The organism is Kitasatospora sp. NPDC001095 (assembly GCF_053598615.1).
This window is the reverse complement of the sequence record NZ_JBSFKQ010000034.1, coordinates 48,596-72,723: the sequence shown is the minus strand read 5'-3', so window position 1 is coordinate 72,723 and position 24,128 is coordinate 48,596. Positions and strand designations below refer to the sequence as shown.

The 24,128-nt window shown below is 71.5% G+C and carries 11 protein-coding genes and 1 pseudogene; 7 read left to right on the top strand and 5 right to left on the bottom strand.

Going from position 1 to position 24,128, the window contains the following annotated elements:
* The first annotated feature begins 210 nt into the window (after positions 1–210).
* The 3 genes from ACWDBB_RS24880 to ACWDBB_RS24870 are packed head-to-tail and all read left to right on the top strand — an operon-like array spanning position 211 to position 4,738.
* The gene (locus tag ACWDBB_RS24880; protein ID WP_449791705.1) at positions 211–1,038 is read left to right on the top strand and encodes an FAD binding domain-containing protein; all 828 of its coding nucleotides are present in this window, start codon (positions 211–213) and stop codon (positions 1,036–1,038) included.
* A complete protein-coding gene (locus ACWDBB_RS24875) occupies positions 1,035–3,773 on the top strand; it encodes a molybdopterin-dependent oxidoreductase (protein ID WP_449791704.1) in 2,739 nt (912 codons plus the stop codon). Before ACWDBB_RS24880 ends, ACWDBB_RS24875 begins: the two co-directional genes overlap by 4 nt.
* The gene (locus ACWDBB_RS24870; RefSeq protein WP_449791703.1) at positions 3,770–4,738 is read left to right on the top strand and encodes an antibiotic biosynthesis monooxygenase; all 969 of its coding nucleotides are present in this window, start codon (positions 3,770–3,772) and stop codon (positions 4,736–4,738) included. The genes ACWDBB_RS24875 and ACWDBB_RS24870 overlap by 4 nt, the downstream gene beginning before the upstream one ends.
* 229 nt (positions 4,739–4,967) lie before the next feature.
* Here ACWDBB_RS24870 and ACWDBB_RS24865 read toward each other — a convergent pair whose 3' ends face one another.
* The 4 genes from ACWDBB_RS24865 to ACWDBB_RS24850 form a co-directional block, all read right to left on the bottom strand.
* The gene (locus tag ACWDBB_RS24865) at positions 4,968–9,251 is read right to left on the bottom strand and encodes an nSTAND1 domain-containing NTPase (RefSeq protein WP_449791702.1); all 4,284 of its coding nucleotides are present in this window, start codon (positions 9,249–9,251) and stop codon (positions 4,968–4,970) included.
* A gap of 8 nt (positions 9,252–9,259) precedes the next feature.
* On the bottom strand, positions 9,260–10,768 hold the full coding sequence (locus ACWDBB_RS24860; protein WP_449791701.1) for an esterase/lipase family protein: 1,509 nt from the start codon (positions 10,766–10,768) through the stop codon (positions 9,260–9,262).
* A 150-nt stretch (positions 10,769–10,918) separates the two neighbouring features.
* Positions 10,919–13,336, bottom strand: a complete 2,418-nt coding sequence (locus tag ACWDBB_RS24855; RefSeq protein WP_449791700.1) for a sodium-translocating pyrophosphatase — start codon at positions 13,334–13,336, stop codon at positions 10,919–10,921.
* Between the two features lie 172 nt (positions 13,337–13,508).
* Entirely contained in the window at positions 13,509–16,298 is a 2,790-nt protein-coding gene (locus ACWDBB_RS24850) for a SpoIIE family protein phosphatase (RefSeq protein ID WP_449791699.1), read from the bottom strand.
* Between the two features lie 378 nt (positions 16,299–16,676).
* Here ACWDBB_RS24850 and ACWDBB_RS24845 point away from each other — a divergent pair.
* A pseudogene (locus ACWDBB_RS24845) lies at positions 16,677–17,127 on the top strand (maleylpyruvate isomerase N-terminal domain-containing protein); the annotation flags it as partial.
* Between the two features lie 37 nt (positions 17,128–17,164).
* Here ACWDBB_RS24845 and ACWDBB_RS24840 read toward each other — a convergent pair.
* Positions 17,165–18,871 carry an amidohydrolase gene (locus ACWDBB_RS24840; RefSeq protein ID WP_449791698.1) on the bottom strand — a complete coding sequence of 569 codons (1,707 nt, stop codon included), beginning with the start codon at positions 18,869–18,871 and terminating at the stop codon, positions 17,165–17,167.
* Positions 18,872–19,793: 922 nt separating this feature from the next.
* Here ACWDBB_RS24840 and ACWDBB_RS24835 point away from each other — a divergent pair.
* From ACWDBB_RS24835 to ACWDBB_RS24825, 3 genes are all read left to right on the top strand, one after another.
* On the top strand, positions 19,794–21,527 hold the full coding sequence (locus ACWDBB_RS24835) for a peptidoglycan-binding protein (RefSeq protein ID WP_449791697.1): 1,734 nt from the start codon (positions 19,794–19,796) through the stop codon (positions 21,525–21,527).
* Between the two features lie 19 nt (positions 21,528–21,546).
* The gene (locus ACWDBB_RS24830) at positions 21,547–22,053 is read left to right on the top strand and encodes a hypothetical protein (RefSeq protein WP_449791696.1); all 507 of its coding nucleotides are present in this window, start codon (positions 21,547–21,549) and stop codon (positions 22,051–22,053) included.
* Between the two features lie 226 nt (positions 22,054–22,279).
* Complete coding sequence (locus ACWDBB_RS24825) at positions 22,280–24,127, top strand: phage tail sheath family protein (protein WP_449791695.1); 1,848 nt, start codon at positions 22,280–22,282, stop codon at positions 24,125–24,127.
* The last annotated feature ends 1 nt before the right edge of the window (position 24,128 follow it).

Genomic DNA, 24,128 nt, shown 5'->3' with positions numbered 1-24,128 from the left:
CCCCACACCTGCCGTGACCACCGCACCGACCCCGACGGCTCGGTGTCATGCCGAGGTCCTGACTTGGCGGGCCCGGCTCGTCCGGCTATACGCTGGATGTGCGTCCCAGCGCCCGCCAAGGCTCCTCCTCGGGCGTTCGACCGCAGCGGCCCGAGGGCGACTCCGGGGGTGTCCGTCGCGCGGTGGTCGGCATGAGGGAGAACGGTTCCCATGGACCTCAACACCGTCACCGAAGTCGTCCGGCGCCCGCCCGGTCGGCCCGGCCTGGACTGGCGTGAAGGCGACGCCTGGCTCGCGGGTGGCACGTTCCTGTTCTCCGCCGAGCAGCCGGGCCTGCGCCGCCTGATCGACCTGACGTCCCTGGGCTGGGATCCGCTCGTTCCGAGCGACACCGGCCTGGAGATCGGCGCGACCTGCACCATCCGCGACCTGTACGCCTTCGAGCCGCCGCGGGAATGGACCGCGGGTGTCCTCTTCGCCACGGGCTGCGAGGCGTTCCTGTCCTCGTTCAAGGTGTGGAACTCGGCGACCGTCGGCGGCAACATCTGCCTGTCGTTGCCTGCCGGCCCGATGATCACGCTGACGGTCGCCCTCGAGGCCTGGTACGAGCTGTGGGCTCCCGACGGGTCGACCCGCGTCGTCGATGCCCTCGACTTCGTGACCGGCAACAACCGGAACCTCCTCGTACCGGGCGAACTGCTGCGCCGCGTCAGGATTCCGGCGAGTGCCCTGCGGAAACGCACCGCGCACCGCCGCTTCGCGCTGACCCGGCTCGGCCGCTCGACGGTGTTCGTCATCGGTACCCGGACGCCCGGGACGAACGACCTGACGCTCACCGTCACCGCCGGCACCACGCGGCCGGTGCGGATCGCCTTCAACGGCGTTCCCGACGCGCGAACTCTTCAGCACAGCATCGATGTCATCCCCGCCGACCACTGGTTCGCCGATCCGAACGGGACTCCCGAACACCGTCGCCACCTGACCAAGCACTTCGCTGAGGAGATTCGTCACGAACTCATGGCCGGGGGCCCGACATGACCTTCACGGTGAACGGCAGGAGCTTCGACGACGAACCGGAACCCGGCCAGTGCCTGCGTACCTTCCTCCGTTCGCTCGGTCACTTCGGTGTCAAGAAGGGGTGCGACGCGGGCGATTGCGGCGCGTGCACGGTGTGGCTGGACGGCGATCCGGTGCACAGTTGCATCACCCCCGCGTTCCGCGCGGACGGTCACGAGGTGACGACGATCGAGGGTCTCGGATCACCGGGTGACCTGCATCCGATGCAGCGACAGTTCCGTGACGCCCCGGGATTCCAGTGCGGCTTCTGCACGGCCGGGATGATCATGACGTCGGCGGCGCTCACCGAGGCCCAGAAGGACGACCTGCCCCGGGCGTTGAAGGGCAACCTCTGTCGCTGCACCGGCTACCGGGCGATCGAGGACGCCGTGCGGGGCGTCACCGGTGTGGAGACGGCGGCCCCGGGGAAGGCGGTGGGGACCAGTGTCGGCGCGCCGGCGGCCGACGACGTGGTGACCGGCCGCGCCGAGTTCACCATGGACACCCGTCTCGAAGGCATGCTGCACCTCAAGGTGCTCCACTCACCGCACGCGCACGCCCGGATCGTCTCGATCGACAAGACCGCCGCACTCGCGGTCCCCGGCGTGCGCCGGGTCTACACCTGGGAGGACGTGCCGCGCAAGCGCTTCACCACGGCGATCCACACCGACCATCTCGTCGATCCGGACGACACCTTCATCCTCGACGACACGGTGCGCTTCGTCGGCCAGCGCGTCGTGGCCGTCCTGGCCGACACCGTCGGGGCGGCGGAGGAGGGCTGCCGGAGGGTCGTCGTCGACTACGACGTCATGCCGGCCGTGTTCGACCCCGAGGAGGCGATGGCCGAGGGGGCGCCGCAACTGCACGGCGCGCAGGACCCCTTCGTCCGGGATCCGGTCCACAACGTCCTGTTGGAGATCCATGCGCACATCGGTGACGTCGATGCCGGGTTCGCCGACGCCGACGTGATCCACGAGGGCACGTACTCCTCCCCGCGCGTGCAGCACGCGCACCTGGAGACCCACGGCTCGATCGCCTGGATGGAGGACGGTCGCCTGAACGTGCGTACCAGTTCGCAGTCGCCGTCGATCGCCAAGGCGAAGCTCGCCCATCTGTTCGCCCTGCGGCCGGACCGGCTGCGGGTGTTCTGCAAGCGGGTCGGCGGCGGCTTCGGCGGCAAACAGGAAGTGATCTCCGAGGACCTGGTCGCGCTCGCCACGCTGGACACCGGGCGGCCGGTCTGCTTCGAGTACACCCGCGAGGAGGAGTTCACCACGGCCTCGCCCCGGCATCCGATGACGCTGACGGTCAAGCTCGGCGCGAAGGCGGACGGGACGCTCACGGCGTTCCAGGTCCGCAACGTGTCGAACACCGGCGCCTACGGCAACCACGGCGGCGAGACGCTGTACGCGGGTGGCGCGGCCGTCATGATCTACCGCTGTCCGAACAAGAAGTACGACGCCTTCGCCGTCTACACGAACACCGTTCCGAGCGGGGCACTGCGCGGATACGGGATGACACAGCCGGCGTTCGCCGTGGAGTCGGCGATGGACGAACTGGCCCGCGCCCTGCACCTCGACCCGCTGGAACTGCGGCGCCGCAACATCGTCCGACCGGGCGATCCGCTCGTCGCGTTGCACGACGGACCCGACGACGTGACGTTCACCGAGGACGGCCTCGCCAAGTGCATCGACCTGGTGGACGCCGCGATGGCCCGAACGGCTCACGAGCCGTCACCGGGGCCCGACTGGCTCGTCGGGGCCGGAGTGGCGAGTTCCCTGCACGAGACCGCGCCCCCGACCGAGCACATCTCGGAGGCCTGGGTCACGCTCGGGGACGACCTGGTGTACGAGCTGGCCGTCGGGACGGTCGAGTTCGGCGAGGGCACCCCGACCGCCCATGTCCAGATCGCGGCCGACCAGTTGGGCACGACGCCGGAGCGGATCCGCCTGGTGCAGTCCGACACCGACCGCACGGGGTTCGACACCGGCGCCTTCGCGAGCGCGGGACTCTTCGTGGCGGGCAACGCCGTCCTCCGTGCGGCCGACGCGGTGCGGGACCGGATCCTGGAGTTCGCCGCCGCCCACACGGGCGTCCACGTCGTGATGTGCTCGATGGACGACGACGGCGTCGTCTGCGGCGAGCAGCGCGTGTCGTTGGCGGACCTCGTCGCCCTGGCCCGCGCGCGCGGAATCCGTTTCACCGCCGCCCGCAAGGCCTACGGCTCGCCGCGAAGCGTCACCTCCAACACGCAGGGGTTCCGGATCGCCGTCCACCGGGTGACGGGCGAGATCCGCATCCTCTACAGCGTGCAGGCCACCGACGCCGGCGAGGTCATCAATCCCGCACAGGTCCGGGGACAGGTGGACGGCGGCGTCGCCCAGGGCATCGGCTTCGCGCTGACCGAGAATCACCGGATCGACGCGAGCGGTGCCGTGGTCAACCCGAACCTCCGCAACTACCGCATCCCCACCTACGCCGACGTTCCCCGAACCGACGTGCTGCTGGTGGCCTCCTCGGACTCGGTCGGGCCGCTGCGCGCGAAGGGCATGGCGGAATGCTGTGTCAACCCGGTGGCCCCCGCCCTGGCGAACGCGCTCCACGACGCCACCGGCGTCCGCTACCGCGCGCTGCCGCTGACCCCGGAACGGATCTTCAGCCGGCTGAACGAAGCCAGTCCGGTGTCGACGGCGGCCGGTTCGAAAGGATCACCGTGAAGCCCCGGAACGGGGACGCTGCGGCGACGGCCATCATCGGTCTGAAGGTCCGACCGGGGCTGGAGCGCGAGTACGAGACGTGGCAGGAGGACGTCAACGCCGCCGCCGCCGACTACCCCGGCTACCTCGGCGCGGAGGTCTCCCCGCCGACGTCCCGGCAGCCCGACTGGATCGTCGTCTACCGGTTCGACTCGATAGCCCACCTGCAGGCATGGATCAACAGCGCGACCAGGCAACGCCTGCTCGACGCCGGCAGCAGGTACTTCGACGGTCCGGGAACCCAGCAGGTCGTCAGAGGCGGCGTGCGGGCACCGGATCCGCTCGTGACCGTCGCGGTCACCCACCGTGTCCACCCCGACCACGTCGACGAGTTCCTCGACTGGCAGCGGCGGATGAGTCAGGAGGAGCGGACGTTCGAGGGCTTTCGCGGTACGGAGCTCTTCCGCCCGGTCGAGGGGCTCCAGGACGAGTGGACCACCCTGTACCGGTTCGACAGTGCCGAGCACCTCGACGCCTGGCTGACGTCAGGCGCGCGGCGGAAGCTTCTCGCCGAGGGCAGCAGGTTCAACGAGTTCAGACTCCGGACGATCGACAACTCCTTCGGCAGCTGGTTCGCCTTCGAGGAGAACGGCGAGGAGGTGCCGCCGCCGTCGGAAACCAAGACCGCCATCGCGGTGTGGGTCGGCCTGTACCCGACCGTCGTGCTGCTGACGCTCGCCCTTTCGCCGCTGAAGATGCCGCTCTGGATCGGACTGCTGGTGGGCAACCTGCTGTCGAGCTTCACCATGAGCTTCCTAACGATGCCCTTCTACGTGAACCGGCTGCTCAAGCGGTGGCTGCGGCCCCCGCCGGGCGAGCCTGCGGGGAGGAACAACCGCATCGGTCTCGGCATCGTCACCGGGGTGACCGCGTTCTGGGCCGCCGTCTTCTACCTCGTCACGACCCGGTTCTGGACCTTGCCCTGACCTTCAGGGGGCCTGGACCGAAGAGTCCGCGCCGCGTCGGGGCCCCGGCCGGGCCCCGCCCTGGTGCTGGGGCCGGGCGGGGCGGGGCTGCGGACAGCGCCGGCGGCGCCGACAGCACCGACCGCCTTCCCGGTCGCCGCGGACGAGAACCTGCCGGTCAGCCTCTGGCTCTCCGACGGGATCACCACCGCGCCCTACCACCCCTACCCGCTCACCACCTCCTACCCGATCACGGCCGGGCGACCTGTCCCGATACCTGATGAGGAGGCGGTGCGCTTGCGGTGTCGAGTTCGATGGCGAGCAGTCCCGACTCCGATCCCACGCACAGCATCGTGCCGTCGAACGCCGTGAGGGTAGTGACGGTGACCCCGAGTGGCAGGGTCCGCAGCAGTTCCCCGGTGGCCGGGTGCCAGAGGCGCGCGGTGCGGTCATCACCGGCCGTGGCGAGGACGGTGTTCCCGTCGGGGAGGCGTACGACTGCGATCCCGCGAACGGGCAGGGTGTGGCCGGTCAGTGGGTGACTCGCCGGGCGGCCGGTGTAGGGGTTCCACAGGCGTGTGGCGCCGTCGTGGCCGGCGGTGGCGAGGAGGGTGGGTCGATTGGGCCGGGGCACTGCTGTCATTGCGTGTATTGCTCCGGTGTGGCCGGTGAGGCAGTGGAGAAGGTTGCCACCGGATGCGTCCCACAGGCGTACGATCCGGTCCGCGCCCGCGGTAGCGAGAAGGGTGCGTCCGTTTGGCATGCGTATGGCTGTCACCGTGTGCACCGCGCCCCCGTGGCCGGTGAGCAGCTGATCGAGTAGTCGGCCGGTTTCGGGGTGCCAGAGGCGCATGGTGCGGTCGTCGCCGACGGTGACCAATCGGGTGTGTCCGTCGTCGTCTCGCACCGTGGCGATGGCGCGCACGGGCCCGGTGTGTCCGCGGAGAGGATGGCCGGCGGCGCGGCCGGTGGCGGCATCCCAGAGGCGGATTGTCCTGTCGATGCCGGCGGTGGCTATCAGGGTGCGTCCGTCGACGAGCGGTACGGCGGCAAGGGCGAGTACCGCCTCGGTGTGATTGGTGGGCAGGTCGGCGCGGCCGTGGCCGCTTTGGGCTTCCCACAAACACACTGTGCGTTCGTCGTGGCTGACGGTTGCCAGGAGCGTGGCCTGACCGGGCACCGTCACGGCTGTCACCGCCTGCAGCGCTCTCGTGCGTGCGGTTTTGGATGCGCTGCTTGCGGAAGGCCCCGTGGTCGGTGCCCAGAGGCGCACTGTGTGATCCGCGCTGCCGGTGGCGAGGAGGACGCGTCCGTCGGCGAGCGGTGCTGCGGCTACGGCGTGTACCGGCGCGGCGTGGCCGGTGAGGGGCCGCCCGCCGGAACGGCCGTTGGTCGCGTTCCAGAGGCGCACGGTGTCGTCCGTGCTGCCGGTGGCGAGGAGGACGCGTCCGTCGGCGAGCGGTACGGCTGCTACTGCCCGTCGTCCATTGATGCCACTGCCCACCGGGGCGCCCGTGCTCGGGTCCCACAGGCCCTTGGCGCGGCCGCTCCCGATGGTGGCGAGGAGTGTCCGTCCGTCGGCCAACCGCACCGCTGTCAGCGCGTGCACTTCGTTGGGATGCGCGGTGTACGCCTTTCCCACCTGGCGCCTGGTGGTCGGATCCCAGAGCCGCACCATCCGGTCGGCGCCTGCCGTTGCCAGGAGAGTACGGCCGTCTGCCAGCGGTACCGCCACCATGGCGCGCACGGCATTGGTGTGTGCGGCGAATGCCTCTCCCGCTTCCTGCCGGGTGGTCGGATCCCACAGCCGCACCATCCGATCCTCACCGACGGTAGCGAGCAGAGCCGGCCCGTTCGCCGGCCGGACAGCCGTCAGAGCGTGCACCACCCCGGCATGTTTGGTCGACACCTCTCCCACCAGCCGTCCCGGGACGGTGGGATCCCACAGACGCACCACCCGGTCGCGGCCGGTGGTCGCCAGAAGAGTGCGCCCGTCCGCCAGCGGTATCCCCACGAGCGCGTGGACCTCGTGGCGATGTGCGGCGAACGGCTCTCCCACCGGGCGCCCGGTGGCCAGATCCCACAGCCGCACCATCCGGTCGGCACCGGCGCTGGCCAGAAGCGTGCGCCCGTCTGCCAGTTGAAGCGCCACCAGCGCCCGCACGGTGCCGGTGTGCCCGCTGAGCGTGATGTGGAGGTGGGTGGCGGGAAGATGGGTCCAGCGAACGGCCCAAGGCGATCGAGGGGCACGGGGAGGAAGCTCGCCGGTGAGACGCGCCGTTGTCAGCGCCCTGACGGCGGAGCGGTCTTCCGGGAGAACCTGGGCCAGCAGGTGGTGCGCGCCGAGGGTCGCGGCGACGGGTGGCGGAAGGTCGGCGCGGCCGTACGCCGTGCGCAGCGCTTCAGCGGCGACGGCGCTGGGGTCCAGGTGGTCCAGGACTCGGATGTGACGCGCCAACGCCTCCCACGCAGTGGACCCGCCGAGTGCCGCGTGGGTGGCCAGGTGCTGGACGAGGTAGGCGTTCGGCGCCGACGCGGACAGGTGGGCATCGGCCTGTGCGGCAAGGCGCTTGGTGATGAGGTCGTGGCGGTGGTCGTGGGCCGAGGGCCGAGCGAAGTGCTCGGCGAACGTGCGGTGGGCGAGCCGGTAGACGCTTTGGCCCGATTCGGTGTCGAGCATCAGGTAGGGCGCGGCGCTCCTGGTCAGTGCCTCGATGTCGGCGTCGGATATGGGGATGCCGTCGGCTTCGTCGTGGAGGGCGGCGGCGACGGTGGCCCAGACGCCGTCATGCACAGGGAGTCCGCGCCCTTGGGCGAGGCCCAGGGCTTCGAGCAGTGGGCGGTTGGACGGGGTCAACGCGGCGAGTCGCTCGACGGCACGGCGGAAGAGCTGCCGGTGGTCGCTGTCGAGAAGGCTTTCCAGACCATCCAGGCTGCGGGCCTGGATGATTTCGTGCACGGCGAGGCGAGCGTAGAGGAATTCCCGGTCGAGCGCGCCGATGGCGTGCGCCGCGTGGTCGATCTGCCCCTGCTCCGCCTGAAGAACTCCGCGGCGTGCGGCGGCGGTCAGGCGTCGACGTACGTATCGGGTCATCGCGTCGCTGTCACGTCCTACGCGCACGACGGTGGCCGTGTCCTCCACGGCGCCCAGAGCGTCCAGGAGATACCGGTCGTCGGGCTGCGACAGGTCAGGGCCTTCATGCAGTGACCGGCGGGTCCCCACGATGACGCGGGTCATCGGCAGTGCGGCAAGTCGGCGCAGGATCCGGTCTGCTGTCGCCAGCGGTGAGTACGCTTCGTCGAGGGCGTCCACCAGCAGCGTGAACGGCTTGCCGCGTCCGCGCATGCCATTGATCAACCAGTCGCTCTGAACGTTCAGTTCCTCACTGGCAGGCGGGGCCTCGAGTCCGGCCGCTCGGGCGATCCGTGCCACCAGGTCCTGAGGAGTGGCGCCGGCGAGGTGGACAACGGCGTGGAACGGGTCACACGGCTGGGGCGAGGCGGCCGGGAGCGGTGTCAGCTGGCCGGCCGCCTCAAGGACTCGCCGCAGTTCGGGCTGGGTGTGTACGAGAACGTGTCCGAGCAGTGCGGACTTGCCCGAGCCCGCTGCTCCGGTGATCACGAGCAGGCCCCTGCGCGCGGTGTCGAGCCAGGTGAGAATCTGGTGGCGTTCTTCTTGCCGACCCTCGAAGTACCAGGCTTGTTCGCCGAGTTCGGCACCGCTGGCTTTGGGGACGAAGTGGCGTCGTTCGTCATCGGAAAGCTTGTCCAGGACGGTTTCGATCTCGGCCAGCTGGTCCAGCGACGTCTGAGTGAGCACGGGCACTCTGCGGTGGAGCATGGCGCGGCCCGGAACGGTTCTCACCTCCACCGGACATCCGTCGAGGTTCCGGCGGAGCTCTGTGGCAAGGCGCCACAGGTCGATGCTGTCGTCGGCACGGAAGGTCACGGTGAGGATGGTGGACAGGACCTTGCGGAACGTACCCAGGTTCGCGGTACCTTGCCCGGACGTGGCCACCAGCAGGAAGTTGCGCGCGCCGGCGGGGTCCCGGTTCACGTCCGCACTCATGAGCTCGACGAATCGGGCGGATTTGCAGGCGTCGATGATGACGATCGCCCATCCGTCATTTCCCTGACGATGCGCCTCGCGGGCGGTCAGGTGGCTCACCAGCTGTTGCGGGGTGATGCCGCTCGTGGCGAGGGGGCGGGGGCTGAGCGCATGAGCGAGCAGTGCCCTTTGGTCCCCGTCGCTCTCCCCGTGCCCGGTCCAGTACAGGATGGTGTCCCCGGCGCTCTGCGGCTCGGACCACTCCCTCAGCCGTCCGTCGACCGCGTCCAAGCCCCGGTCGATCTCCTCGACTTCCCAGTCACGGGTCTCGGCGCCGAACGGTGCGAGCAGTTCAGCGATGCCGGCGACCTCGGTCTCGGTGTCGAGCGGGGGGTGATCGCGGTACCGGCCGATGGCGACCGGGAAGAATTGCAGCGGTCTTTCGGCGTTCCCGCCGATGGCGGCATTCAGGCTGCGGTGTTCCACGGTGCGCGTCAGCTGTCGTCCGGTTCGACCGCCAGGACGAGCTGGGTGACCGGGGCATTGCCTCCGCTCTCGATCCGCAGCCGGTACAGCCCCGGCGCGGGCAGGGTCACTCGAGCGCCGACCGTATCGTCCTGCCAGCCGAAACGGGGCGTGGCGATCCGCCGGTCGGTCTCGGCGTCGTGGACGCTACAGGTGACGCCCGCGTGCGTGTCCGTACCCGTGAGCCGCACGTTCCAGCCGGCCCCGGCTTCCACGGCATCCGGCACATCGAGTCCGATCTGACGATCGCCCATGGGCGGACCGAGAGGCTCGTCCGGAGAGGTGATCACATTCCGCACGTGACGGATGACGTCACTGTCCCTGGACATCGGACCGTGCTGCAGCGGGAGATGGGTGACCGCGGGGCCGCCGAGGGAACCGGAGTCGCGGTACACGGTCCCGTCCCCCGCCAGGTCGACGCGTTGCGGCACACCAACGGCGTCACGAACCAATCGACCGTCGGAGTGCGTCCGGAAAGTGACGTACTGTGCGTGGACCATCCCCTCCTTCAACCTCATGCTCTGCACGGTCGGCTGAGCCACGCCGACGACGGCCCGGTGACCGGGCAGTGAGCGTCCGTTGAGGCGCATCCACTGCTGGAACTCCTGTGACCGGGCGGCGAGCTCCCTGTCGCCGCCGAGTGCCTCGATATCGCTCGGGGTGAGACGGCGTACCTCCCGGCCGTCGTCGACGCACCGGAAGCCCGGGAGCAGGTCGTGTACACCGGGCAGCGTGCTTGCCAGTGCCTGCATGCGGCGCCGGAGAAGCGCGCCCGGCCCCCGCGCGGCGCGACCGCCTTCGCCGCGGTGACCGTTGAGTATCACGGCAGCTTTGACCGCGCCGTGGAAGGGAGTGCCGAGGGTGATGACCGCGCGGGTGTCCGGTTCGAGATCAGGGGTGTGAGTCAACGCGGCCCGGGTCACCAGGCCGCCCATGGAGTGCGCGACGAAGACCAGCTGGGCCGGGCGTTCGTCGGCCCGAAGCCGCCGGATCCGGTCGTGGGCCGGATGCGCACGCCACGCGCTGAGGTGGCGGCGGGCGGCCTCGGCGAGGAGCGCCGCGTTGACGCCGACCGGCAGTCTCCAGTCGTAGGCGAACGCCAGTACCGCCTTGGGATGTGCGACGACCTCACCCACACCGCGCACCAGATCGGTATACGGCTCGAAACCCCGCAGAAACGGTGCCCAACCAACCCGCTCCAGCAGCCCGGTAGCCCGCACCCGGCCGAACCGGCCGTCCTGTTCGTCGGGTGTGAGGTGCAGGGGGAGCATCCCATCGGGCCTTAGCCAGGTATCCGCCATCGACTTGACGCCCAAGCCCCAAATCCGCGCGCCTGTCACCGTGTCCTGCAGCGTGCTGCCCATGATCCCGGGAACCACGATCACGGCATCCTGGCTCGTGTCGCGGCCGACGGGCGGAACCGCCGCCCACAGCTCGTCGGATGCGCTGCGGGAGCCGCGTGGCAACTGTCGCGTCATGCCCCAAGACAATAGCCAACTATGCAAAGGAAGTCGGTGAGTTGCTCCGGTTGCCCATCGCCGCGTCCAGCTCCGGCAGCGCCGCGAACGCCTTGGCGGTGTTCGTCGGCTCCGGTTCCAGCCCCGTAAGCGCGCGTCGCGGGGGTCTCGTCAGCGGACGGGCGCGGGTTCCTCCGGCGCGTGGGTGCCGGTGGGCGTTTCGTCGGTGCCGATGATGGTGCCCCGGCGCTTGGAGATCCACACGGCGAGGACGACGACCGCCAGGGCCAGCAGGCCGATGGCCAGCCGGAGGCCCAGGTTGGCGTGCGCCCCGAAGCTGAGGTTGACGATCGCGGGCGCCACCAGGAGGGAGACCAGGTTCATCACCTTGAGAAGCGGGTTGATGGCTGGTCCGGCGGTGTCCTTGAAGGGGTCTCCCACCGTGTCGCCGATGACGGTGGCCGCGTGCGCGGGACTGCCCTTGCCGCCGTGGTGACCGTCCTCGATCAGCTTCTTGGCGTTGTCCCAGGCGCCGCCCGAGGTCGCCAGGAAGACGGCCATCAGGGTGCCCGCGCCGATCGCTCCGGCCAGGAAGGAGCCCAGCGGACCGACGCCGAGGAGGAAGCCGAGGGCGATCGGGGTCAGCACGGCGAGCAGGCCCGGGGTGACCAGTTCGCGCAGCGCGTCCCGGGTGCAGATGTCCACCACACGGCCGTACTCGGGCCGCTCGGTGCCGTCCATGATGCCGGGCCGGGTCCGGAACTGGCGCCGGACCTCGAAGACGACCGCGCCGGCGGAGCGCGAGACGGCGTTGATCGCCAGGCCGGAGAAGAGGAAGACGACGGCTGCGCCGACCAGCAGACCGACCAGGTTGTCGGGCTGGTCGATGGCCAGGCTCAGGCTCGGTCCGTGGGCGGCCGGGCCGATCTGCGCCTCGGCGGTCGCGATGGTGTCGGTGTAGGAGCCGAACAGCGCGGTGGCGGCGAGCACCGCGGTGGCGATGGCGATGCCCTTGGTGGTCGCCTTGGTGGTGTTGCCGACGGCGTCCAGTTCGGTGAGCACCTGGGCGCCGGCGCCGGTGATGTCTCCGGACATCTCCGCGATGCCCTGGGCGTTGTCGGAGACCGGGCCGAAGGTGTCCATCGCGACGATCACACCGACGGTGGTCAGTAGTCCGGTCCCGGCCAGCGCGACCGCGAACAAGGACAGGATCAACGAGCCGCCGCCCAGCAGGAAGGCGCCGTAGACGGCGGCTCCGATGGCCACCGCGGAGTACACGGCCGATTCCAGGCCGAGCGCGACGCCGGAGAGCACCACGGTGGCCGGCCCGGTCAGCGAGGTCTTGCCCAGGTCCCGTACCGGGCGGCGGGTGGTCTCGGTGAAGTAGCCGGTCAGTTGCTGGATGACGGTGGCCAGCACGATCCCGATGGCCACCGCCACCAGGGCGAACACCTGCGGACTGCCCGCGTGCCGGGTGATCTCGGCAGGCACCCCGTGCAGTCCGGAGAAGCGGGCCGGCAGGAACGCGAACACCGCGCCGGCCACCAGGGCGAGGGACACCGCGGCGGAGACGAGGAAGCCGCGGTTGATGGCGGTCATCCCGCTGCGGTCCGTGCGCCGGGGGGAGACCGTCTCGATGCCCAGGACCGCCGTGAGCACCCCGATGGCGGGCACCACCAGGGGGAAGGTCAGCCCGTCGTCGCCGAAGGCGGACCTGCCCAGGATCAGCGCGGCGACCAGGGTCACGGCGTAGGACTCGAACAGGTCGGCCGCCATCCCCGCGCAGTCGCCCACGTTGTCACCCACGTTGTCGGCGATCGTCGCCGCGTTGCGGGGATCGTCCTCGGGGATCCCCTGCTCGACCTTGCCCACCAGGTCCGCACCCACGTCCGCGGCCTTGGTGAAGATCCCGCCGCCCACCCGCATGAACATCGCCAGCAACGCCGCACCGAAGCCGAAGCCCTCCAGTACCTTCGGCGCGTTCGCCTGGTAGATCAGCACCACCGTGGCCGCCCCCAGGAGACCCAGCCCCACCGTGAACATCCCCACCACTCCACCGGTACGGAAGGCGATCCGCATCGCCCGGTGCGACACCTCCCGCACGATCGATGCCGCCGTCGGTCCCTCCCAGGACTCGACGGCCGGGACGGGCGGCGTCCCCGCCCGGGCCGCCGCCGCCACCCGAACGTTGCTGCGCACCGCGAGCTGCATCCCGACGTACCCCGTCGTCGCCGAGAACGCCGCCCCGACCAGGAAGAACACCGAACGCCCGATCCGCTGCGCCCAGTCGTCCGCCGGCAACAGCAACAGCACGAAGGGCACCACACCGGCGAAGACGCCCAGGGTGCGGAACTGGCGCCTCAGGTAGGCGTCCGCGCCCTCCTGAACTGCCCCGGCGATCCGCCTCATCGTTTCGGTGCCCTCGTCCGCGGCCAGGACCTGGCGCGCAAGCGCCCAGGCCACCACCAGGGCTCCTGCCCCGATCACCGCGACGATCACCAGCAGCGTCCGACCCGACCCGGTCAGCTCGGGCCCGGCCGCAACGGATGCGCCCGCAACGGATGCGACCGCATGAAAGACCCCAGCCATGCCGTCCTCCTTGACGTCGTGCCTGGGCGCCAGGCGCGCGAATCAGCCGCCCGGGAACTTCAGACCGAGGCTAACCCCGGGGCCTGAAGGTCTCCACGGGGGTTAGGGCAATCGCGTACCCGGCGTGCGGCGGCGAATGACCCCCTTGCCCCAGTGACATCCGGAGCCCCGGTCACAGCAGCATCGCCTCGAACCGGAACTCGGGTGCGGTCAGTGGCAGCTCCGACCAGATGACCTTGCCGCGTGCCGTGTACCTGGTCCCCCATCGTTCGGCCAGCTGGGCCACCAGGAACAGGCCCCGGCCACCCTCGTCCGTGGTGTCCGCGTAGCGCAGGTGCGGGGCGGTACTGCTGCCGTCCGAGACCTCGCAGACCAGGCTGGTGTCGCGCAGCATGCGCACGCGGATGGGCTCGGTGCCGTAGCGGATGGCGTTGGTGACCAGTTCGCTGAGGATCAGCTCGGTGGTGAAGGTCAGTTCCTCCAGGTCCCAGGCGGCGAGCTGGTCGGTGCACGCGTTGCGGACGCGGGAGACGGCAGCGTAGTCGGCGGGTACGTCCCAGGTGGCCACCTGGTCGGGCGCGAGCAGTTGCGTGCGTGCGACGAGGAGTGCGATGTCGTCGCTCGGACTCGGCGGGGCCACCGCGTCGAACACGGCCCGGCAGATCTCCTCCGGGGACGCGTCCGCGTGGGCGTTCGCCAGGGAACGGCGCAGCGTGGCGAGTCCGGTCCCCAGGTCGCGGTCACGGCTGGTGACGAGTCCGTCGGTGTAGAGGACCAGAACGGCGCCGGGTGCCAGCTGGAGTTCGGTGGCTTCGAAGGGCAGGCCGCCCACGCCCAGTGGCGGCCCTGCGGGCAGGTCGACGAACTCCACGCCGCCGTCGGCGCGGACCAGTGCGGGCGGTGGGTGACCCGCCCGCGCCATGGTGCAGTGTCCGGAGACCGGGTCGTAGATCGCGTACAGGCAGGTGGCGCCCGTGACCGTCCGCTCGCCCTCACCCTCGTCCTGGCCCTCGACGTCGCCTTCTCCCGCCCCCTCCACGTCCGGGTCGAGCCGGGCGACCAGTTCGTCCAGGCGGGCGAGCAACTCGTCCGGGGGCAGGTCGAGGGCGGCGAAGTTGAGAACGGCTGTGCGCAGTCGGCCCATGGTCGCGGCGGCGTGCAGGCCGTGCCCGACGACGTCGCCGACGACCAGTGCCACGCGGAAACCGGGCAGCGGGATGACGTCGAACCAGTCCCCGCCGACCCTGTTCAGCGCCGGCAGGTAGCGGTAGGCCGTCTCCAGGGCGCTCTGCTCGGGCAGTCCCCGGGGCAGCAGACTGCGCTGCAGTGCCTCGGCCATCCGGCGCTCGCGGGTGTAGCGGCGGGCGTTGTCGACGCAGATCACCGCGCGGGCGATCAGCTCCTCGGCGAAGGCGACATCCTCCGGCCCGAACGGCTCCGACCGCCCCGCACGCCAGAAGCTGACCGTGCCCAGGGGCTGGCCGCGTGCCTCCAGCGGCGCGGAGATCAGCGAGTGGACCCCGTACGCGAGGATCCGGTCGGCGGTCTGCGGGTCGCGTGCCCGCCACACGTGCGCCTGACGCAGGTCGGCAACCAGCGTGGCGCGCCCGCTCTCCATGGCAGTGGCCTCCGGCGTGCCGGGCAGCGGGCTGATCTGCGAACCCACCGGGTAGAACGGCCGGTCCTCGCGGATGCCGCCCGCGGCCACCCGGCGGATCCGCGGGCCTCCCGCGACGCCCGTGCCGGGGAGCGGCTCGTCACCGTGCAGCACCGCCTCGGCCAGCTCGACGGTGGCGAAGTCCGCGAACCTGGGAACCGTCACATCCGCCAGCTCCTGGGCGGTCCGCACGATGTCCAGGGTCGTGCCCACCCGCAGCCCGACGTCGTAGAGCAGCTGCAGCCGGCTCCGGGCCGCCTCGGCCTGCCCGGCCAGCGCCCGCAGCTCGGTGGTGTCCCGGATCGTCGCGACGCTGCCGGGCCCACCGCCGAACGGCGCCGTGGAGCGGTTGTTGACCGCGAGCAGTCGGTCCCCGGCCGGATGCACCTCATCGGTGGCGACCTGCCCGGACACCAGCAGCTCGGCCAGCCCCGGATCGAGCCCGAGCTCGGTGATCGGCCGCCCCTCCACCTCGGGCGGCAGCTTCAGCAGCCGCCGGGCCTCGTCGTTCGCCAGCAGCGCCCGCCCGTCCCCGCCGACGATCAGCACGCCCTCGCGCACAGCGTGCAGCACCGCGTCGTGGTGCTCGTACATCCGCGTCATCTCGGCCGGGCCCAGGCCGTGGGTCTGGCGGCGCAACCGCCGGCGCACCAGCACCGCCCCGCCCGTGCCCACGGCGAGCGCGGCGGCCGCACCGCCGAACAGCACCGGCAACTGGCTACTCACCGCACTGCTCACGTGCGCGACGGTGTAGCCGACCTGGACCAGGCCGGCGGCCGAGCCGTCCGGCCTGGTGACCGGCGCGCTGCTTTCCACGACCCGTCCGATGGGCGCGATGAAGCTGGTGGTGATCGGTCCGTTGAGGGCCTGCTCGTACGGGCCGATGAGGTGCTTCCCGATCAGCTCGGGCTGGGCGGTCTGCGCGTAGCGCTTCCCGTCGGGGCCGGCGACCGCGACGTAGTCGAAGCCGCCCTTGTTCGCGACGGCCAGGGCCAGCGGCTGCAGCACCGCGGTCGGGTCGGCGCTGTCCAGAGCGGCCGCCACCGTGGGGGCCTGCGCCATGGTGACGGCCGCGGCGCGCGTGCGGTGCACGGCGTCACTCGTGGCGTTGCCGCGGGCCTGCAGGACGAGCGCCGTCAACCCGGCACCTACCAGCAGCACCACGACGACCAACAGCCACAGGAACACCTGCCCGGCGACACTGTGCGTCCCCAGCTTCGAGCGTGACCGCCCCCCGGCGGACCGGTACTCCCCCGGTCCGCCAGGTTCCGTCCCCCCGTTGGCGTGGCTGTCCGCTCTGTGCATGCAGGCCGTCCCCGCGTATCCGGCTCCCTCCTCCACGCTGCCACCCAGCCCGGCGGTGCGCACGCCCGAAGCCGCTGGAGAGCCGAACGAACCGCTGGCGGGTTGGTGCCCCGGAGCCGTCCGGGGTGTTCCGCCAGGTCGTCCGGTAGCGGTGCTCCGGGCGGCCGGTGTTGCCGTACCCGAGCTCCAGGCCGACCGGTCCCCCGGTAGTTGAGTACGGGATCACCTGCGGCAACCAGGGCGATGGCACACTCCAGGCACCACGGTCGCGGAGGATTCACGTCCCGGTCCTCGATGGCCGCCTCCCCTGTGCGGCACTCGGCGCAGAGTGGCATGCCGTCGGCCCTCCTTGCTTGCCCAGGCCCAGGTCGAGCCGCACTGGGTGCAGCCCCACCTGTCGAGCGGCAGCATGAACGGTCGACCGCCTTCCGCGCCGCGGTCGCCGCCGCGCCGGTCTCGACGCGCAGGTGCCGACCTGCCCCGGGTGGACGCTGTTCGATCTGGTGCAGCACCTGGGTGGGGAGACCGTTTCTGGGCCGCCGCCGTCGGCGCGGGGCCTGCCGACCCTCCCCCGGTCGAGGCCCCCGCTGCGCGCGCCGCTCTGGAAGTACCGCGGGAGCGTGAGGCCCTGCCGGCCTGGCCGGCCGCGTCGACGCAGCTTCTGCCGAGCGCCCTGCGCGAGGCGGGACCGGAGAGCGGTTGCTGGACGTGGTGGCCCGCGCCGCAGTCACCGCAGACGTCCGGCGGTGTCGCCCGGCACCGGGCCCAGGAGACCGCGGTGCACAGGTACGACGCCCAGCTCAGCGGGGGCGCCCCGCAGCCGCTGCCGGTGCTGGGGGTGTCCCGGAGTGCGACGATCGCGTCCGTCAGTCGCGAAGGGCGTCGTGCACGATCCGCCCGTCCATGACGGTGAGGACGACGGGCATCGCCGGGATGTCACGCGGGTCGGCGCCGAGCAGGTCCCCGTCGAGCACGCACAGGTCGGCGACCTTGCCCGGCTCCAGGGAACCCTTCCAGTCGTCGGCGAAGTCCTGCCAGGCCGCCTCGACCGTGTAGGTGCGCAGCGCCTCGGCGAGGCCGATGCGCTGCTCCGGGCCGCTCACCCGGCGGGCGGCCTTGGACTCGCGCAGCATCATGGTGGCGAGGCCCTGGCGCCAGTCGGGGTGTGTGACGGGGGCGTCGGAACCGCTGGCGACCCGCACACCGGCGTCGATGGCGTCGCGGTAGGGCCACGCGTAGGCGGCCCGTTCGGCGCCGACGAACTCCTCCTCCATGTCGGCGACGGTCCACTTGATGGTGGGGTTCATGTTGACGCCGAAGCCGTGTGCGGCCAGTACCCGCATGCTGTGCGCGGTGAGGAAGTCGCCGTGGATGACGTAGTGGCGGGCGTCGGGCCGCGGGTACTCGGCCACGGCCGCGGCGAAGGCGTCCGCGACGGTGTCGATGGCCCGGTCGCCGGTGACGTGGACGCCCAACTGGTGCCCGGCGCTGTGGGCGAGCCGGATCATGGCCGCGATCCCGGCGGTGCGCTCGGTGTCGGTGTCGCCGCCGACGCACAGCGAACCGCAGCCGCCGCCGACGTACGGCTCGTGCATCCAGGCCGTCTTGTTGGGCACGACGCCGTCGGCGAAGACCTTGACCCCGTGGACCGCGAGGCGGCGCGGATCCGCGTCGCCGGGTCCGCCGCCGAGGTCCGCGAGGCCGCGGGCGAACTCCTCGGTGGTGCTCGCCATCCCGGTCGGCAGGAGCAGGACGCCGACGCGGGCGGTCAGTTCACCGTCGGCCAGCAGTTCGCGGTAGACGTCGAGGGTCTCCGCCCCGAGCGCGCCCCGCATGATGCCCTCGCCGCCCGGGCCGAGCCCCGGCTCGGTGTAGCTGGTCACGCCGAGCCGGGCGAGGGTGGCGAGGGTCGCCCTGATCGCGTCGGTCCGCTCCTGCCGGCTGAGCGGCGGCAGCGCGTTCTGGACGAAGTCCTGCGCCCCCTCGTGCAGCAGCCCGGTCGGCTCCCCCGCCTCGTCCACGACGATGGCTCCGCCGGGCGGCGCGACGGTGTGCCGGTCGATCCCGATGAGCTCCAGGGCCTTGGAGTTGACCCATGTCGCGTGTCCGGAGAAGGAGTACAGCACGACCGGGTGGTCCGGGCTGACGGCGTCGAGGTCGTGCCGCGAGGGCTGCCGCGACGGCTCCAGGAGGCACTCGTCGAGAAAGCCGGTGTCCCAACCGTGCCCGGTGATCCACTGCCCGGCCGGGGCCAGGCCGGCCGCCTCCCGTACCGCCTCGGCCACGTCCCCGAGCGAGGACACCGCGGGGTGGCCGAGGTCGAGGGAGAGCGGCGGCGTCGCCATACCGAAGGCGCACCCGTGCAGGTGGGAATCGTTGATGCCGGGCAGCAGGGTCGCCCCCCGCAGATCGACAACCCGGGTACGGGGCCCGACGAGCGGGGCGACGTCGTCCCGCCGACCGACGGCGCTGATGACCCCGCCGGTCACCGCCAGGGCCTCGGCGACGGAGAAGTCCGCATCGACCGTGACCACCCGTCCGTTGAGAAACACCAGATCCGCGTGCGTGCCCATGGAAAGCCCTTTCAGGAACCGGGCGCACCGCGGCCAACCCACGAACGCCCTCCCGAGGACTATCGCCGCGCACCCGACCACGGCACATCGGTCATCCCACCGATACGGCGGCCCGGGGGGGGAGGGCGCGGGCGCTGGCGCTGGGCTCGCGGGGTGGGGTGGGGCGTCCGTCCGGGGCCGCCGGATGCCCACGCAACCTGGGGCGCACCGTCGGGCCCGTCGTGTCGACCCGGCGAGGCGGGTGACGGGAGCTGGGCTTGGGCGGCGTAGGGCAGGAACTATCCCCGCGCGTGCGGGGCCGACGGACTCGATGTCCTGGGACGCGACCGGATCGAGCGTGGAACTATCCCCGCGCGTGCGGGGCCGACTTCCGCATTGGGTCCATAGAGCCGTTCCCATCGGAACTATCCCCGCGCTCGCGGGGGCTGCTCCGGCCTCAAGGACGACCGGTGGGCAATCGGTGGGTCGGCCCCGCGCGCTCGCGGGGTTGCTCGTCGTGCGGCGTGCCCGCGGCGCAGCGGCGCCGCGCGGCTTGCGGGGAAGCCGCTGCCGCCGGTGCTGCGGGATTCCGCCGGCGAGGGGAGGTGCGGCTTCCGGGGCTGAACTGCGGGGCCCCGGTGGTCCGAGGGGCGCGCGGCCGACAGGATGGGGAAGCAGCTCGCATCCGGTTGAGGCCATTCCGGCGGATTCGGATGGCAGTCCTGTGGCGAACCAACACCGTTCCCTCACTCGTCGGTGGAATTGCCAGTGGCACGGCCGCGCGAGGGATTCTCCGGAAATTCAAGATCCTTGTAAAACAAGAGAGTTGACCTTTCTTCGGCTGTACTGTGGAGTGGAACATGACGCTCTGGCCGGTGTCGTGTGCCCCCGCGTGGGGCCGGTCGGCCGTGGCTGCCATCGGCGCGAAGGGGGAAGCTTCCTGATGGCATACGCGAAGGGTTATGACGTCTCCGACTTCCAGTCGGGTATTCCGGGGGATGCGGACTTCGTCTTCATCAAGGCCACCGAGGGCGGGCACACCGAGCAGTCGGGGTACGCCTCCAAGGTCGCGGACGCGCGGGGGCGGGGCCTGGTGGTCGGGCACTACCACTTCCTGCACGTGGAGAATCCGGTCGACGGCGAGGTGGAGCACTTCTGCCGGGTGGTGGGGTGGATCCCCGCGGGTGAGTTGCTGGTGCTGGACTTCGAGCCGTACGGGCAGTCGGTCGGCGACGGGGACGCGACGGCGGCGAAGAACCAGTGGTTGGCGGCGGTCAAGCAGCGCTACCCGGACCACCTGGTCGGGCTCTACACCAACCGGGACTACTGGTTCCGGACCGACGACAACGCGGGCGACTTCCTGTGGATCGCGGACTACGTGTCCGCGGGTTCGCCGCGCATCCAGGCGTCCTGGCGCTTCCACCAGTACACCGACGACCCGCTCGACACCAACGTGTTCAACGGCTCGCTGGACGAGCTGAAGGCGTGGGCCGGGGCCGGCCAGGCCCCGGCGCCCGAGCCGCCCACGCCGGCGCCGGACCCCGTGCCGCAGCAGTCCGACTGGCCGGGGCTGCAGCTGGTGAGCCGCGACCAGTGGGGCGCGCGGGCCTGGCGCGAGCCCAACGGTTCGATCCCGTACGCCGGTCCGCGCGCCGGGGTGAAGGTGCACTACCTGGGCACGGCGTACACCTTCGCCGCCCACGACTCCTGCCCGGCCTACGTCCGGCGCCTCCAGGCGTCGCACATGGACGACGACGGCTGGTCGGACATCGGCTACAGCTTCGTGGTCTGCGAGCACGGCGTCGTGTTCGAGGGCCGGGGCCTGAACCGGCGCAACAGTGCCAACGGGGACGTGCCGCTCAACGAGGCGCACTACGCGGTGTGCGGACTGGTCGGCTCCTCCGGGTCGACCGAGCCGACCCCGGAGCAGCTCAACGGGCTGCGGGACGCCATCGAGTACTGCCAGCGGCAGGGCCCGGCCGGTCCGGAGATCAAGGGGCACCGGGACGGCTACTCGACCGACTGCCCCGGCCCGGCGCTGTACGCCTGGGTGACGTCGGGTGCGCCGCGCCCGTCCGGGACGGTGGTCACCACGCCCCAGCGGCCGGCGCCGCAGCCGGACCCGACCCCGGCCCGGTACCAGAAGAGCGTCGGCGGGCTGGCGTACGGCTACGGCGCGCACGGTCCGCAGGTCACCCTCGTCGGCGAGGCGCTGTCGGCGGCGGGCTTCGGCTCGCACTACAGCCAGGGCCCCGGCCCGGACTGGACCGACGCCGACACCCTCAACTACGCCGACTACCAGCGCAGTCTGGGCTACTCCGGCGGGGACGCGGACGGCGTGCCCGGCGAGGCCTCGCTGCGCCGGCTGCTCGGCGGAGCGGTCCCGCTGGCCCAGGTGTCGAAGTCGAACGTGGTCGCGGCGGCCCGCCAGGACCCGGACGCGCCCCAGGGCGCCACCACCCACGCGGACGACGTGTACACGGTGGAGCGGGCCCTCGTCGCCGAGGGGCTGCTCGACCGGCAGTGGGCCGACGGCTCGTTCGGCACCAGGACCATCGACGCCTACTCCGCCCTCCAGCGCCGGTACGGGTACAGCGGGCAGCAGGCGGACGGCATCCCCGGCATCAACTCGCTGACCCGGCTCGGCCAGGCGCACGGCTTCACGGTCGCCGACTGACGTCGGTCGAGGAGGACCGATGTACCAACTCGCCCTGTCCCTGTGGCGCACGTGCGTGCCCTACGTCGTCGCCTTCCTCGTGGTGCAGGCCGCGCGGCTCGGCATCCACCTGGACAACGCCTCCGCCACCTCCGCCCTGGTCACCGGCTTCGGCACGGCCTACTACGCGGCGTTCCGGTTCCTGGAGCACCGGTTCGGCGCGTCCTGGGGCTGGTTCCTGGGGGCCGCGCGGCCGCCCTCCTACCAGACGACGGCCCCCGGATCGGGCCCAGGGGCGGCCCCCAAGCCGGACCCCGCGCCGGAACCCGAATCGGCTCCCAAGCCGGCCCCCGAGCCGGCTCCCGCGCCGACAACCGCGCCGGCGGCGGGCACTCCGCCGGTCGTGCCCGAGCCCACGCCCGCGTCGACACCCGCACCCGTGCAGGCACCCGCGCCGCCCGAACCGGCACCGCCCGCCCCGACACCCGCGCCGACGGATCCCCCGGCGGCCAGACCCGACTACCGGAACCTTCCCGAGGGCGGCTGACCCGCCGCACCGGGCATCGACAGGGGGCGCGAAGTCGCCAATTGTGCGCCCCCTGCCAATTGGTGCAGTAATACAATTTGCCTTTTCTGTTCGGGTCTTGACGCCCAGTCACCAGAATATGAGACTGAGCCTGCCACCAATGCATCGGGACCGTGCGGCGTGCCCGCAATCCGGTTCGAGTCACTTTCCCGGGTCCCTTGATGCACGAAGTGAACGGAGGGGGAATTTGCCGACGACACCGACCTACCCGGGCGTCTACATCGAAGAGCTTCCCAGCGGCGTCCGTACCATCACCGCGGTGAGCACCTCGGTGACCGCCTTCGTCGGGGCGACCCGGCGCGGCCCGCTCGACCAGCCCGTCACCGTCACCAGTTTCGCGGACTTCGAGCGCCGCTTCGGCGGGCTCGCGAGCCAGAGCCCGGTCAGCTACGCCGTCCAGCAGTTCTTCCTCAACGGGGGCTCGGTCGGCGTCGTCGTCCGGGTCGCGGCGGCCGGTACCGGCGCCGCCGCGGGCGTCACGCTCCAGTCGACCCAGACCTCCACCGCCACCCCCGCCCTGGAGGTCACGGCCGTCGAGCCGGGGCTCTGGGGAGCGGGGCTGCGGGTCGCCGTGGACTACCGGACGCCGACCCCGGCCGAGACCTTCAACCTCCAGGTCTTCGACACCTCGGGCGCCGTCCGGGAGTCCTTCACCGACCTGTCGGTCCGGGACACCAGCCCCCGGTTCGCCGAGACGGTGGTGAACGACGGTTCGACGGTCGTCCGGGTGAAGGTCCTGGCGGGGAGCCGGCCGGACCCGGTGGGCACCGTCTCCAAGCCGTTCGCGGCCGCCCTGCCGGACCTCACCCACGAGATCCAGGTCAAGATCGGCGACGTGTCCCGGACGGTCCGGATCCACGACCCGGCCGTGGACGGCGCCGCGCCGACCACCGTCCCCGAACTCGCCCTGCTGCTGGAACGCAAGCTGCGCGCGCTGCCCGACGCCCCGGGCAGCCGGGTCTTCGCGGGCACCCGGGTGACCGTGTTCGGCCGACAGCTCCAGGTCGTCGCCGGCTCCACCGATCCGGCCGACGTGGTCCGCTTCCTCGGCGAGGCCGCCAACAACCTCGGATTGGAGGGCTCGGTCAGCCCGCCGGTCCTGGCCCTCGCCGGCGGCCAGGACGGCGGAGCCCCCGGCCTGACCGACCTGATCGGCAGCGAGGCGGCCAAGACCGGCATCCAGGCCCTGCGCGACGTGCAGGACGTCAACCTGCTGGTGCTGCCGGAACTGGCCGGCTACACCGACGTCGACGACGCCGTCACGGTCGTCTCGGCCGCCCAGGCGCTCTGCGCGGAGAAGCGGATGTTCCTGATCGTCGACTCGCCGCAGGCGTGGACCACGCTGGACGCCGCCCGGACGGGCCTGTCCGCCTTCGACTCGGTGCGCAGCGACCACGCGGCGCTCTACTTCCCGCACCTGGAGCTGGTCGACCCGCTCACCGGCCGGCTGCGCAGCTTCCCGCCGTCGGGCACCATCGCCGGCGTGATGGCCCGCACCGACGGCCAGCGGGGCGTGTGGAAGGCGCCCGCGGGCACCGAGGCCGGCCTGCCCGGGGTGCGCGCGCTGACCGTCCCGCTGACGGACCGGGAGAACGGCCTGCTGAACCCGCTCGCGGTGAACTGCCTGCGGACGTTCCCGGTGGTGGGCCCGGTGGTGTGGGGTGCCCGGACGATGGCCGGCGCCGACGTGCTCGGCTCGCAGTGGAAGTACGTCCCGGTGCGACGCCTCGCGCTGATGCTGGAGGAGAGCCTCTACCGCGGTACCAAGTGGGTCGTGTTCGAGCCCAACGACGAGCGGCTGTGGGCGCAGATCCGGCTGAACGTGGGCGCGTTCCTGCACTCGCTGTTCCAGCAGGGCGCGTTCCAGGGCACGTCCGCGCGCTCGGCCTACTTCGTGAAGTGCGACAGGGACACCACCACGCAGGACGACGTCAATCGCGGTGTGGTGAACGTCGTGGTCGGATTCGCGCCCCTCAAGCCGGCGGAATTCGTGATCGTCAAGATCGAGCAGCTCGCCGGACAGTTCGAGGTTTAGG